Raw genomic sequence first — 12,747 nt, 5'->3', positions numbered from 1 at the left:
AAAGGGGCCCTGGTCGACACCGCACCGAAGGTGTCGACCAGGGCCCTTCCCGGTGGGGCAGTCGTCAGGGACCTGCTCCGCCCCACTCCCCCACTGACGACTGCCGCCCGGAAACTGCTCAGTCGGTGCCGAACTCCATCGCGGCACGGTCCAGCATCTCGTCCTCGTCGGAGACCTCGCCACGGGAGGCGATGGCCTCAGCGCCGCCCTCCGGCATGGTGCCGATCAGCCCGGTCGCGGCGGCCTGGGCCGCACCGATGGCGGGGTTAGCGGTCCCGATGAGACCGATCGCGGCGTACTGCTCCAGCTTGGCGCGCGAGTCGGCGATGTCGAGGTTGCGCATGGTGAGCTGACCGATCCGGTCCACCGGGCCGAAGGCGGAGTCCTCGGTGCGCTCCATGGACAGCTTGTCCGGGTGGTAGCTGAAGGCCGGGCCGGTGGTGTCGAGGATCGAGTAGTCCTCACCGCGCCGCAGCCGCAGCGTCACCTCGCCGGTGACGGCCGCGCCGACCCAGCGCTGGAGCGACTCCCGGACCATCAGGGCCTGCGGGTCGAGCCAGCGGCCCTCGTACATCAGCCGACCGAGCCGACGGCCCTCGTTGTGGTACTGGGCGAGCGTGTCCTCGTTGTGGATCGCGTTGACCAGACGCTCGTAGGCCGCGTGCAGCAGGGCCATACCGGGCGCCTCGTAGATGCCCCGGCTCTTGGCCTCGATGATCCGGTTCTCGATCTGGTCGGACATGCCCATGCCGTGCCGACCGCCGATGGCGTTCGCCTCGACGACCAGGTCGACGGGCGAGGCGAACTCCTTGCCGTTGATCGTCACCGGACGGCCCTGCTCGAAGCCGAGGGTCACGTCCTCGGTGGCGATCTCGACCTCGGGGTCCCAGAACCGCACGCCCATGATCGGCTCGACCGTCTCCACACCGTTGTCCAGGTGCTCCAAGGTCTTGGCCTCGTGGGTGGCGCCCCAGATGTTGGCGTCGGTGGAGTACGCCTTCTCCGTGCTGTCGCGGTACGGGAGGTCGTGGGCGAGAAGCCACTCCGACATCTCCTTGCGGCCACCCAGCTCGGTCACGAAGTCCGCGTCGAGCCAGGGCTTGTAGATCCGCAGCTGCGGGTTGGCCAGCAGCCCGTAGCGGTAGAACCGCTCGATGTCGTTGCCCTTGAAGGTCGAACCGTCGCCCCAAATCTGGACGTCGTCCTCGAGCATCGCGCGGACCAGGAGCGTGCCGGTGACGGCGCGGCCGAGCGGGGTGGTGTTGAAGTAGGCCCGCCCGCCCGAGCGGATGTGGAACGCCCCGCAGGTGAGCGCGGCCAGACCTTCCTCGACGAGCGCCGCCCGGCAGTCGACCAGGCGCGCGATCTCGGCACCGTAGGTCTTGGCACGGCCGGGCACCGAGGCGATGTCGGGCTCGTCGTACTGGCCGATGTCGGCGGTGTAGGTGCAGGGGATGGCGCCCTTGTCACGCATCCACGCGACCGCGACCGAGGTGTCGAGGCCGCCCGAGAAGGCGATGCCGACGCGCTCGCCGGCGGGGAGGGAGGTTAGGACCTTGGACATAGGAAGATTATGCAGTATCTCGCATGGTCATGCAAAGAGGGGGGTCAGACGGGGCGTCTCGACGCCTCGGGCTATTACGGCGTAATAGCCCGAGGCGCGGCTGCGGGGGTGGGACCGGGTAGCGGCCGGCTCGGCAGCACACCGCCCGGGGACTGTAGGGACCGAAGATCGGCCTGAGTTCAAGGGGAACCGGCCGGGGGCGGGGAGGCTCGGCCGTTTCCTATTACGGCGTAATAGCTTGGACCGCTGGAGGGATCAGCCGGGCCGCGCTGGGCACGGCGGCTTGAGTCCCTGCTCAGTCCTCGGCACTCTCCCCCTAGAGCGCTTCCTCTCAGTCCCTGGCCCCTCGGGCCTCAGCCGCTCGGTCCCTGAACCTGGGTTGGCAGCCCTGGTCCCTGGCGTTTGGTCCCTGGTCCCTTGGGCGGGGAACGGCTCCCTCCAGGGACCAACACCGCGAGGGACCCAGCGCAGGGTCGGAAACAGGGTCTGCAGCTTTTTGGTCCCTGAGCCTTAGTCCCTGGTATTTCTGCAGGTCAGAGGCTTGCGAAGCCCTCCAGAGGGACCGGAGGGACCAAAATCGCTAATTATGACGTGCTCAACTACTTGCTTGTATGCGCGCGCGCATATGAACACACAAACAAGATTCAGCTCATAATTAGCGGGTTGGGTCCCTACAGTCCCTCAGTCCCTAGCGAAAAGCCCTCTGACCTGCGGAAACGTGACAGGGACCGAATGTGGACCCAGACACTGTCAGGCCCTCCGTTTTGGTCCCTGGTCTCTGAGGGTCCCTCGATGCGCAGCCCGCGCCGCGCAGCCGCGCCGGAAGCCTGGGTCCCTGCCGCCCACACAGGCCAATCCCTGAGAGGTTTGGTCCCTGATGCCTTCAGTCCCTGAGCCCGTTCCCGGAGAAACGTCAGTCCCTAGGGACTGAAAACGCTCCCGCCCCGCCCCAGTGCCCGGCACCGTCACCGGACCGGTCACCGGCCGCGCCGCCTGGCGGTCTATGTGCTCGTTCTGCCCGCGCCGCCCGAACCGGGATTCGAGTCACTTCGGTCCCTCCGCCCCGCAGTCAGGTCCGACGGTCCTGACGGGTGCGAGCGATGCGGGGCGGTGCGACTGCCGCCCCGCGTGCGCTCTCTGACGGGCAGTCCGAATCGCCACAGCTATTACGCCGTAATACTCACGCGCCGACAAAGCCCTGCTACGAAGGCTCCTGACCTTCTCTCAGCTCCAACAAGGTTTCACATTATGTGAATCCATCGTTCTCGGGCAGACTTCTCTGTATGGCGAAGCGCAGACAAGCAGCGGCCAGACCCACAAAACCGCTGGTCAAGCCGCCGATCCGAATCGGCTCCCTGGATGCGGGCGCAGTGGTCGCGGAGTTGCGGCAGCTGCATGAGGCCGCCGGCGACCCGGACATCGAGCGTATGCCGGGGGACGAAGAGATCTACGCCGCGCTCCTCTACACCGAGAAGCACGCGTCCGCACTTCGGCACTGTGCGGCCGAGGTCCAGCAGTCCGCCGCGCTCAAGCGCGTGCACCTGTGGGAGTACCTCAGGGAACAGACCGATCTGCATCAGCTTCGCGCAGTGACCGACGCCCGGAGTGCGGGAGTCCCTTGGGCGCAGCTCGCGCCCGCCCTGGCCGTGGCGGCGCCGAGCGCGGCGTACAACAAGACGAAGCGCTTGCAGGCCGTCACGCTGACCGATGACACTCCGGACGGCCGCCCGGTCCGCCGGACGCCTGAAGCGGTTCTCGAAGCTGAGCGTCGCCGGGCGTTGGAGGCGGAAGCGGAGAGGCGGCGGCAGGAGGCTGCCGAACGTTCTCATCGGTTGTTGCTCCCCGTCGCCCGCCGGCTTGTCGAGCAGCGTGAGGCCCTGGTGCTGGACGAGGATGCGGAGTACTGGCTGGACGAGATCTCGGCGGTACTTCCCGACTGCGTCACTCCCACCCAGATGCTCAGTCTCAACCGCTATCTCGCCGCCGCCGTACGGTCCCTGCGCAAGCTCGAACAGCGCACGGCCTCACCCGTCACCACGACACAGGAGGCGCATGCGGCCTACCTGGCCGCAGCCGCCCTCCAGGCCGAGCAGGCTTCCTCGGCCCGCTCCTGAGCCTCAGATCTATTACGCCGTAATAACCCGCGGTGTGAGCGGGCGGTGTGGGGGAGACCTTGAGCCGTCCTCCGCCGAGCCCGCTGCCCCCTCCCGGCGGAGCCCTCCGTCCTCGCGGCCCCTCGCCGCCTCCCACCGGGGCCTCTCTTGAGGCGTCACCGTACGGCCGCGCGCCCGTCGGATTATTACGGCGTAATAGCCGGTCCACCCCCCTGCCCAGATGGTCCGACCACTCTTTCAGCGACCATCTTCTGATTTTGAGGCCCTTCAGACCCTTCGGACCCTGTTCAGCGGTCCGTTCCCTGAAATGTTGAAGCACTTAGTAATTGATTGCTAACTTACTTCCATGGTCAGGATGAGCGCGCAGGCCCGGCGGGAGAGCGTGATCTGTGCGGCGACGAGTGAGTTCGCCCGCGGCGGCTACCACGGCACCTCCACCGAGGCGATCGCCCGACGGGTCGGGGTCTCGCAGCCCTATCTCTTCCGGCTCTTCCCGGGCAAGAAGGCGATCTTCCTCGCCGCGGTCGACCGCTGCACGGAGGATCTGATCCGGATCTTCCAGGAGGCCTCGGAGGGACTGGAGGGCGAGGAAGCCCTGCGGTCCATGGCAGCCGCGTACAGCAAGGTCATCGTCGAGCGGCCGGAGCTGCTCACGCTGCAGATGCAGACGTATGTGGCGGTGGCCGCCGCCGAGGCCGAGGGCGACCGGGACTTCGGCGAGGCCGTCCGAGCCGGCTGGATGCGGATGTGGGAGGCCGTGCACCTCCCACTGGGTGGGGACGTCGACGAGACGACGTCCTTCCTGGCGTGCGGCATGCTCATCAACGCGTTGCTGGCGATGGGCTTCCCGCCCGGGCACCGGGTGTGGGAGGGACTCTCGTCGTTCGCCCGCGTCAAGGGCCGGCTGCCGAAAGCGGAACCGGTCGGCCAAGCCGACGAAACCTGAGGCGCGGCAGAACAGAGCATCAGAGCAGGGGGAGTGGCACGTCTGCCACGGCAGACGTGCCAGGGCCGTTCCGGGGCCTGGAAGTCAGTCATCAACAACTAATCAGAGATCGCGCAGACGATCACTGCATCGCTGGGGGAGAGATGGCACTGGAGAACGCTCCACGCCGTGGGGCCATAGCCTGGGCCCTGATCATCACCGGTGTCGCCGGATTCATGGCGGCCCTCGACAATCTCGTCGTCACCACCGCCCTGCCCTCCATCCGCAAGGATCTCGGGGGAGCGCTGGACGACCTCGAATGGACCGTGAGCGCCTACACGCTCACCTTCGCCGTCCTGCTGATGTTCGGCGCCGCCCTCGGCGACCGCTTCGGCCGTCGGCGGCTCTTCATCGCCGGGCTCGCCGTCTTCACCGGCGCCTCCGCCGCCGCTGCCCTGTCGCCGGGCATCGACTCCCTCATCGCCGCCCGCGCGGTCCAAGGGGTCGGTGCGGCTGTGATGATGCCGCTCACCCTGACCCTGCTCACCGCCGCGGTGCCGCCCGCCAAGCGCGGTACGGCGTACGGGATCTGGGGCGCCGTGAACGGCCTCGCCGTCGCCTCCGGCCCGCTGATCGGCGGCAGCCTCACCGAACACGTCTCCTGGCACTGGATCTTCTGGCTGAACGTCCCGCTCGGCCTCGCCGTCATGCCGCTCGCCCGGCTGCGCCTGGCCGAGTCCTACGGCACCGGTGCGCCCCTCGACATCCCCGGCACCCTCCTCGCCAGCGGCGGCCTCTTCGGCATCGTCTACGGCCTGGTGCGCGGGCCTTCCGACGGATGGACCAGTTCCCTGGTGCTGACCGGGCTGTTCGCGGGCACCGCACTCCTGATGGGCTTCGTCCTGCACGGCGCCCGGGCCAAGAACCCCATGCTGCCGATGCGGCTGTTCCGCTCCCGCGCCTTCTCCGGAATCAACGCGGCGAGCCTGCTGATGTTCCTGGGCATGTTCGGCTCGATCTTCCTGCTGAGCCAGTACATGCAGGGCGTGCTGGGCTACTCGCCCACCGATGCCGGTCTGCGGATGCTGCCCTGGACCGGAATGCCGATGCTCGTCGCGCCGATCGCCGGCATCCTCTCCGACCGTGTCGGCGGCCGTCCGGTCGTCGCCGCGGGTCTCTTCCTCCAGGCGGCGGGCCTCGGCTACCTGGCCTACGTGGTCACCACAGACGTCTCCTACGGCGTCCAGCTGCCCGGCCTGATCATCAGCGGTGTGGGCATGGCCCTGTACTTCGCCCCGGCCGCCAACCTGGTGATGTCCAGCGTCCGCCCGGAGCAGCAGGGCATCGCCTCCGGCGCCAACAACGCCCTGCGCGAGGTGGGCGGCGCGCTCGGCATCGCGGTGATGGCCTCGATCTTCGCCGCGCAGGGCGGCTACGAGAGCGCACAGAGCTTCGTCGACGGTCTGCGGCCCGCCCTCGTGGTCGGCGCCGCGGTGGTGGCCCTCGCCGCGGTCGCCGCTCTGATGATTCCGGGGCGGCGCGGCTCCGGCCCGGACCCGGTGGTGCCCGAGCCGCCGTCGGGCCCCGGGGAGAACACCGACCGTGTCGCAGCGGAACCCACGCTGACCTGACCGGCCGCGCGCAGGCGCTCCCACCTCGCTCCACGGCGGTTCACTCCGTGTCGGCTCACTCCGTGTCGGTCCGCTTCGGGTCGGTCCGCTCCGGGTCGGTCCGGCCGCGCTACTTCGGCCCGGCCGCGCCAAACTCAGCGGCGGGCGTCGTGGCGGGGCCGGGAGCGCCGTACCCGCGGCGCCGGTAGTAGTGCACGGTGACGACGGCCAGCAGCGGCCCCCACGCCACCAGCGGCACGTAGCAGGCGTTCATCACCCACGCTCCCCACCGGGTGATCTCCATGTCGGCGTGCAGCGTGGTCCAGACGAACAGCACGCCGTAGACCGTGCAGCAGAGCGCGCCCAGTGCGGCGGGCACGACGGCGGCCGGCACCGGTACGGGCCGGCCGCCCAGACGCGGAATCCACCGCGGCCACACCTCGCCCCACGGCCGCACCAGCCCCAGGGTGAGGAAGGCCAGGGCTTCTTGCAGCACGGACAGCGCCGGCACGACGATATAGCCCCAGCCGGGGATCAGCATCGCGTCGTACTCGGACCGGGCGAGACCGAGCGGGAGGCCGGCCACCACCGCGAACCGCCACAGTGCCGACGGCAGCGACGTCCATAAGGCCGCGGCCGCCGCGCGCCGCGCCCACGGGGGGACGGGCGAGGCGGTCGTCGGACGCGCGGGGGCATCGGGCGGCGCTGTACGCATGGGCATGGGCATAAGAGCCTCCAGAAGTAGGGGAGTTGGGACTTCTGGAGGCTCCCACGCGCCGTCTTCGGCCACATCCGACCACGGGATCGGCGAGGGTCAGCCCGCGGGCGTAAGAAAGGGAGCGGGGCGTCAGACCAGGGACTCACCCTCGTCGGACGCCGGTCTGATCCTCAGGACGCGCGGTCGGCCGTGTCGAAGTAGTGGCCGGCCTCGATGTCCGCGAGCAGATCCGCCCGCTCCGGCCGCCACTGGAGGAGTTCCCGGGTCCGGTCGGCGGAGGTCGGGTTGTCCAGCGCGGCCATCACGCCGAGGAAGCCGAAGTGGGCGTCGGCCTCCTCGCGGGCCACGCTCGCCACCGGTACGCCCACATGGCGGCCGATGGCCTCGGCGATGTCCCGGAAGGGCACCCCCTCGTCGGCGACGCCGTGCAGCCGCGTCCCGGCCGGCGCCTTCTCCAGCGCCAGCCGGAACAGCCGGGCCGCGTCCAGCGTATGCACGGCGGGCCAGCGGTTCGCGCCGTCCCCGACGTAGGCGGACACCCCCTTCTCCCGGGCGGTCGCGACGAGGCGCGGGACGAAGCCGTGCCGGTCGAGCGAGCTGTGCACGGACGGCGGCAGCCGTACGACGGACGAGCGCACTCCGCTCTCCGCCAGCGCGATCGCGGCGTTCTCCGCCTCGACGCGGGGAACCGGCGGCGCGGCCACGTCCGCCTCCGTGCCGAGCTGTCCCGGCGGCAGCGCGAACGCGAGCATCAGCGTGCCGGAGGTGACCACGAAGGGCTTCCCGGAGCCCGCCAACCCGGCGCCCATCGCCTCGACGGCACGCAGATCGGAGGCCACCGCCCCCTGGTAGTCCGAGAAGTCGTGCTTGAAGGCCAGATGGATGACGCCGTCGGCCGCCGCGGCGGCCTCGCGCAGCCCGTCCGGGTCGTCGAGGGAGCCCCGGTACGCCTCGGCGCCGGCCGCCGTCAGCGCGGCGGCGGACCGGTCCGAGCGGGCCAGGCCGACGACCTGGTGCCCGGCCTCGAGGAGTTCGGAGACGACGGCGGAGCCGATGTGGCCCGTCGCGCCGGTGACGAATACACGCATGGTGCGGTCCTTGGAAGAAGTGGGGAAACGGAGGTGACGAGGTGGCCCTGGGCTGTCTCCATCGTCCGGACCGATCCGGCACCGCGTCCAAAGCTTGTTCTGCATCCCGCAATACGCCTCGGGCATCACCGCAGATCAGCCGGGATTGCGCGGCAGGAACACCCGGTGCATACCGGCCGCGTCGCGGTACGCTGCCGGTATGCCCGGCCAGGCCTCCGTCGCCCCCGCTTCCGGCCCGGATCTCGATCTGCGGCTGGTGCGGTACTTCACCGCGGTCGCCGAGCACCGGCACTTCGGACGTGCCGCCGAGGCCCTGCACATCACCCAGCCGTCGCTGAGCCGGCAGATCCGCCGCCTGGAACAGCTGCTGGGCGCCCGGCTGCTGGACCGAACCCCGCAGGGCGCCCGTCTCACCGAGGCGGGGGAGGTGTTCCTGCCCCGGGCGAAGGCGCTGCTGCGCGCCGCCGCGCAGGCCGCGACCCTCACCCGGGCCGCCGCGCGCCCCGACCGGATCACCATCGGCTACACGGCGGGCCTCATCGTCACCCCGGCGGTGCGCCGGCTGCGCAGCCGCCACCCGGACGCCGAGGTGCAGACCCTGCACCTGCGCTATGACGACGCGCGGACGGCCCTCCTCGACCACCGGGTGGACGCGGTGGTGACCCGGCTGCCGCTGGCCGCCGACCGGCTGAACGTGACCGTCCTGTACGACGAACCCAGGGTCCTGGTCGTGCCGCTCGACCACCGGCTGGCCGGCAAGGAGTCCGTCACCCTGGACGACATCGCCGACGAGCCCCTGCCCCGCATCCGGCGTTCCGACCCGGCCTGGAGCGCCTACTGGCGCATCGACCCGCGACCCGACGGCCGCCCGGCGCCGGACGGTCCCCTGGTCGACGCGGTCGAGGACAAGTTCGAGGTGATCGCTGCGGGGGAGGCGGTGGCCATCACGGCGGGCGTCCACGGCCACGGCTTCCGCCCCGATCTCACCACCGTGCCGCTCGACGGCGTCGAGCCGAGCCATGTCGTCCTGGCCACCCGCGCCGAGGGCCACAGCCCGCTCGTCGCGGACTTCCGCAAGCTGGCACGCACACACCTCACGGCTCCGGGCCCCGCGTAGCGCGGAAGCCCTCCGACCGCCGTTCCCCGCTGACCGCCGGGCCGATTTCCGGGCCCCGCGTTCTCTGGCAGTCATAGACATGCCATACAATCCGCGATCACTGGCTTTGACGGATCTTCAGAAGTCGGCCAGAACTTCTACACATTCAGTGGGGGGCTTTTGTCCATATCAAGCCTGTACGGCAAAGCACGTCGTTCCCGACTGCTTGGCTGCACCGCCCTCGCGGTGGCGGCAGGCATGTTCCTGAGCACGCCCGCCCTCGCGGCCGACCGGCCGTCCGGGGACGTGAGCGTGCCGACTCCGAAGTCCTCGGTGCCCAAGCTCGAGCGTCCGGCACCGCAGCAGGGGCTTCGGGCGCGCCCGGCCATCAAGGCAGGTGCCAACCCGCAGTTCGACCTGGACGGCGACGGCATCGACGAGACCCTCGTCCGGCTCATGGACGGCACGACCGGCGTCTGGCTGAGCACCGAGGGCGGCGCGTTCTCGACGTACACCATCGGCGCCGACGACCCGTCGGTCCGGCAGAAGGACATCATCACCCCCGGAGACCTCGACGGTACCGGTGGTCCTGACGTCCTCACCCTGTCCACGACGGGCACCCTGTCCTTGTACCACAGCGCGGGTACGACCGGCACGGGGTACGCCGTCTGGAGCGGCGGCGGCTGGCAGATCTACAACAAGGTCTTCGCCCCGGGCGACGTCACCGGCGACGGCAAGCCGGACCTGCTGGCGCGCACGTACGCCGGTGACCTGTACCTGTACGCGGGCACGGGCAGCGAGAGCGCCCCGTTCCGCGGCCGGGTCAAGGTCGGCGGCGGCTGGGGGGCCTACGACCAGCTGGTCGGCGTCGGCGACATGAACAAGGACGGGCTCGGCGACGTCGTGGCCCGCAACGCCAACGGCGACCTGTACTACTACGCGGGCAAGGGCAGCACCACCGCCCCGCTCGCGGGCAAGGTGCTGATCGGCGGCGGCTGGAACACGTACAACCAGATCGCCGCCGCGTACGACTGGAACAGCGACGGCCAGAACGACCTGGTCGCCCGGACCACTTCGGGCGACATGTACTTCTACCTGTCCGACGGCAAGGGCAAGTTCCTGCCGCGGCAGAGGGTCGGCAGCGGGTTCAACGGCATCGACCTCCTGGTGGGCAGCGGGGCCAACCCGCGGTTCGGCAAGACGTCGCTGATCGGCATGGACACCAAGGGCACGCTGTTCTGGTACGGAGTGCAGAACAACGGCAAGCTGTCGGCCCGCGAGCAGATCAGCGACACGGGCGGCTGGCTGGGCGCGAAGATCGCCTACGCCTCCTCGCTCGACCCGGACGGGTACGCCGATCTGCTGGAGGTGTACGACGGAGTCCTGTACAACAACGACTCCATGGCCAGTGGCTGGGGCAAGGTCAACCTGTTCCTCGGTCCGGGCGACCTGAACGACGACGGCAAGGGCGACCTCCTGGCCCGGGACAGCTCCGGCGTCCTGTACCTGGAGCGCGGCAATGGCGCCGGCACCGGTGTCTCCGCGGTGAAGGTCGGCGCCGGCTGGAACGCGTACGACAAGATCGTCGGCGGGGGCGACCTCACCGGCGACGGCCGTACCGACATCGTCGCGCGTACGCCCTCGGGCACGCTCTACCTGTACCGCGGTACGGGCAACTCGTCCGCGCCGTTCGCCTCGAAGGTGAAGATCGGTGACGGCTGGCAGCAGTACAACAAGCTGGCCTCGCCCGGCGACATCGACGGAGACAACCGCGCCGACCTCGTCGCGGCCAACTCCAAGGGCGAGCTGTTCGTCTACTCGTCGACCGGCACGGGCAAGTTCAAGGCCCGGGTGAAGCTCGGTACGGGCTGGAACACCTACCGGGACCTGTACTGACAGTAGTACCGGTCACGGCGCCTCGCGGCCGTTCACAGGAACGGCGTTGAGGAAGGGGGCCTCGCCCCGGCGCTTCGGCGCCGGGGCGAGGCCCCCACTCGTCTCCCGCGATTGTCAGTGGTCGCCTCTACGGTGTGAGCAGTGGGATTCGCCGGAACGGCCGGGGGAGCCACGGCCTGGGGAGGGGTCTGCCATGTCTGCGGGGAACTCGACGACGTATCTGGAGCTGTCGCAGGACGGCGGCGGCGCGCACAAGTTCTACGAAGTCGCCGTCGACGGGCAGGTCGTGACGGTCCGTTACGGCCGAATCGGCGCCGCCGGGCAGACTCAGACCACGACGTTCCCCTCGGCGGAGAAGGCGCGGGCCGCCGCCGCGAAGAAGGTGGGGGAGAAGGTCCGCAAGGGGTACGCCCCGGCCGTCCCCGGACAGCGCGCCCCGCGCGCCGTGACCCGCCGTCAGGTGTCCTCCGCGCCCTCCACGGCGCGTGCCGTGGCGCCCGTGCTGTGGCGGTTCGCCACCGGCTCCGCGGCGTTCGGGATCCACGTGGACGACGAGCACTGCTGGGTCGGCAACCAGGCGGGCGACGTCTACACCCTGGCCCACGACGGCGGCGTCCTCGCCCGCTTCAGCCTCCCCGACGGAGTGAAGTGCCTGGTCGCCGACGACTTCTGGATCTACGCCGGCTGCGACGACGGCAAGGTCTACGACCTGTCCTCCAAGCTGCCGTTCGCGGCCTACGACATCGCGGCCGACGTCGACATCTTCTGGCTGGACATCCACGAGGGCGTGCTGAACGTCTCGGACCGCGACGGACGGATCACCGTCATCGACCACGAGGACGAGCACCAGTGGGCCCGCCGCAGCCAGGGCGAGCACGCCTGGATGGTCCGCGCCGACGACCGGGCCGTCTACCACGGTCACCAGCGGGGCGTGACCGCCTACGCGCCCGACGGCGGCGGCGAGCTGTGGCACAGCCCGACCCGGGGCGGCGTCCTGTTCGGCTGGCAGGAGGACGACACCCTGTACGCGGGCACGGCCCATCGCGTGGTGCAGCGGCTGTCCAAGACGACCGGCGCGATCGAGGCCACCTACGCCTGCGACAGCGCGGTCTACTCGTGCGCCACCTCGCCCGGCGGACGGTTCGTCTTCGCCGGTGACGCGGCCTCGTCCGTGTACTGCTTCGACCAGGACGGCACCCGGCTGTGGAAGCTGGCCACCGGCGGCGGCTCCGCCCTGTCGATGCAGTACCACGACGAGCGGCTGTACCTGGTGACCACCGACGGCTCGCTGGTGTGCGTGGACGCGAGCGAGGCCGCGGTCGCCGCCGCCCAGCAGGGCACGGTGCCGGTGGCCCGGGACGTCAAGCTCGCCGCGACCCTGCCCGCCTACGCGCCGGCCACGACCGCCGCCGCGGTGGCCACCGTGGCGCAGGTTCCCGCGGGGGCGATCGTGGTCGAGTGCGTGCAGTACAGCGGCCGCCTGCGCGTCCACGTGGTGTCCGAGGGGTACGACTCCTCCTGGAACGTCCAGTTCCCCCGTGCGATACGCGAGCCGGGCGCCCGCTACGTGGTCGACGCGCTGCACCCGGCGGCCGGCGGCTTCTACCGGGTCCGCGGGGACATCCGCCGCCTGCTGTGACCGGCCCGGGCGGCGCGGACGGCGGTCGCCGTCGCCGGTGGCGGGGGTGACATCATGCTCGTCGAGCTACCGCGGCCGCGGGCGGGTACCCGCGGGC

At 70.3% G+C, this 12,747-nt stretch carries 9 protein-coding genes; 6 read left to right on the top strand and 3 right to left on the bottom strand.

What is annotated here, in order from left to right; all coding sequences use genetic code 11:
• Nucleotides 1-118: 118 nt before the first annotated feature.
• On the bottom strand, nucleotides 119-1,564 hold the full coding sequence (gene argG, locus K7787_RS14665) for an argininosuccinate synthase (RefSeq protein ID WP_223001644.1): 1,446 nt from the start codon (nucleotides 1,562-1,564) through the stop codon (nucleotides 119-121).
• Nucleotides 1,565-2,847: 1,283 nt separating this feature from the next.
• Between argG and K7787_RS14660 the strand changes: the two genes are divergently transcribed.
• The 3 genes from K7787_RS14660 to K7787_RS14650 all read left to right on the top strand — a co-directional run bounded on the left by K7787_RS14660 (nucleotide 2,848) and on the right by K7787_RS14650 (nucleotide 6,234).
• Nucleotides 2,848-3,678, top strand: coding sequence for a hypothetical protein (locus K7787_RS14660; protein ID WP_247720888.1), 831 nt, complete (start codon nucleotides 2,848-2,850; stop codon nucleotides 3,676-3,678).
• A gap of 346 nt (nucleotides 3,679-4,024) precedes the next feature.
• Nucleotides 4,025-4,624, top strand: coding sequence for a TetR/AcrR family transcriptional regulator (locus tag K7787_RS14655; protein ID WP_223001643.1), 600 nt, complete (start codon nucleotides 4,025-4,027; stop codon nucleotides 4,622-4,624).
• A gap of 143 nt (nucleotides 4,625-4,767) precedes the next feature.
• The gene (locus K7787_RS14650; protein ID WP_223001642.1) at nucleotides 4,768-6,234 is read left to right on the top strand and encodes an MFS transporter; all 1,467 of its coding nucleotides are present in this window, start codon (nucleotides 4,768-4,770) and stop codon (nucleotides 6,232-6,234) included.
• A 109-nt stretch (nucleotides 6,235-6,343) separates the two neighbouring features.
• On the opposite strand, the gene K7787_RS14645 is transcribed toward K7787_RS14650, so the two are convergent.
• Nucleotides 6,344-6,928 carry a hypothetical protein gene (locus tag K7787_RS14645; RefSeq protein ID WP_372456644.1) on the bottom strand — a complete coding sequence of 195 codons (585 nt, stop codon included), beginning with the start codon at nucleotides 6,926-6,928 and terminating at the stop codon, nucleotides 6,344-6,346.
• Between the two features lie 173 nt (nucleotides 6,929-7,101).
• The gene (locus K7787_RS14640) at nucleotides 7,102-8,019 is read right to left on the bottom strand and encodes an SDR family oxidoreductase (protein ID WP_223001640.1); all 918 of its coding nucleotides are present in this window, start codon (nucleotides 8,017-8,019) and stop codon (nucleotides 7,102-7,104) included.
• 199 nt (nucleotides 8,020-8,218) lie between these two features.
• Between K7787_RS14640 and K7787_RS14635 the strand changes: the two genes are divergently transcribed.
• The 3 genes from K7787_RS14635 (at nucleotide 8,219) to K7787_RS14625 (ending at nucleotide 12,650) form a co-directional block, all read left to right on the top strand.
• Nucleotides 8,219-9,136: a LysR family transcriptional regulator gene (locus K7787_RS14635; protein WP_009192462.1), complete on the top strand. Its 918-nt coding sequence runs from the start codon at nucleotides 8,219-8,221 to the stop codon at nucleotides 9,134-9,136.
• Between the two features lie 237 nt (nucleotides 9,137-9,373).
• Nucleotides 9,374-11,011: an FG-GAP-like repeat-containing protein gene (locus tag K7787_RS14630; protein ID WP_247720887.1), complete on the top strand. Its 1,638-nt coding sequence runs from the start codon at nucleotides 9,374-9,376 to the stop codon at nucleotides 11,009-11,011.
• A 193-nt stretch (nucleotides 11,012-11,204) separates the two neighbouring features.
• Nucleotides 11,205-12,650 (top strand): WGR domain-containing protein, encoded by a 1,446-nt coding sequence (locus K7787_RS14625; protein ID WP_169436950.1) that lies wholly within the window; start codon nucleotides 11,205-11,207, stop codon nucleotides 12,648-12,650.
• The last annotated feature ends 97 nt before the right edge of the window (nucleotides 12,651-12,747 follow it).

It is taken from the genome of Streptomyces sennicomposti (assembly GCF_019890635.1).
Taxonomy (GTDB): Bacteria; Actinomycetota; Actinomycetes; order Streptomycetales; family Streptomycetaceae; genus Streptomyces; species Streptomyces sennicomposti.
The sequence above is the reverse complement of the archived record's forward strand: the minus strand, read 5'-3'. Positions and strand labels throughout refer to the sequence as shown.

What these genes read in the sequence shown, in the direction of transcription:
- argG (WP_223001644.1), bottom strand. Translation starts at nt 1,564, where the DNA reads ATGTCCAAGGTCCTAACCTCCCTCCCCGCCGGCGAGCGCGTCGGCATC.
- K7787_RS14660 (WP_247720888.1), top strand. Translation starts at nt 2,848, where the DNA reads ATGGCGAAGCGCAGACAAGCAGCGGCCAGACCCACAAAACCGCTGGTC.
- K7787_RS14655 (WP_223001643.1), top strand. Translation starts at nt 4,025, where the DNA reads ATGGTCAGGATGAGCGCGCAGGCCCGGCGGGAGAGCGTGATCTGTGCG.
- K7787_RS14650 (WP_223001642.1), top strand. Translation starts at nt 4,768, where the DNA reads ATGGCACTGGAGAACGCTCCACGCCGTGGGGCCATAGCCTGGGCCCTG.
- K7787_RS14645 (WP_372456644.1), bottom strand. Translation starts at nt 6,928, where the DNA reads ATGCGTACAGCGCCGCCCGATGCCCCCGCGCGTCCGACGACCGCCTCG.
- K7787_RS14640 (WP_223001640.1), bottom strand. Translation starts at nt 8,019, where the DNA reads ATGCGTGTATTCGTCACCGGCGCGACGGGCCACATCGGCTCCGCCGTC.
- K7787_RS14635 (WP_009192462.1), top strand. Translation starts at nt 8,219, where the DNA reads ATGCCCGGCCAGGCCTCCGTCGCCCCCGCTTCCGGCCCGGATCTCGAT.
- K7787_RS14630 (WP_247720887.1), top strand. Translation starts at nt 9,374, where the DNA reads ATGTTCCTGAGCACGCCCGCCCTCGCGGCCGACCGGCCGTCCGGGGAC.
- K7787_RS14625 (WP_169436950.1), top strand. Translation starts at nt 11,205, where the DNA reads ATGTCTGCGGGGAACTCGACGACGTATCTGGAGCTGTCGCAGGACGGC.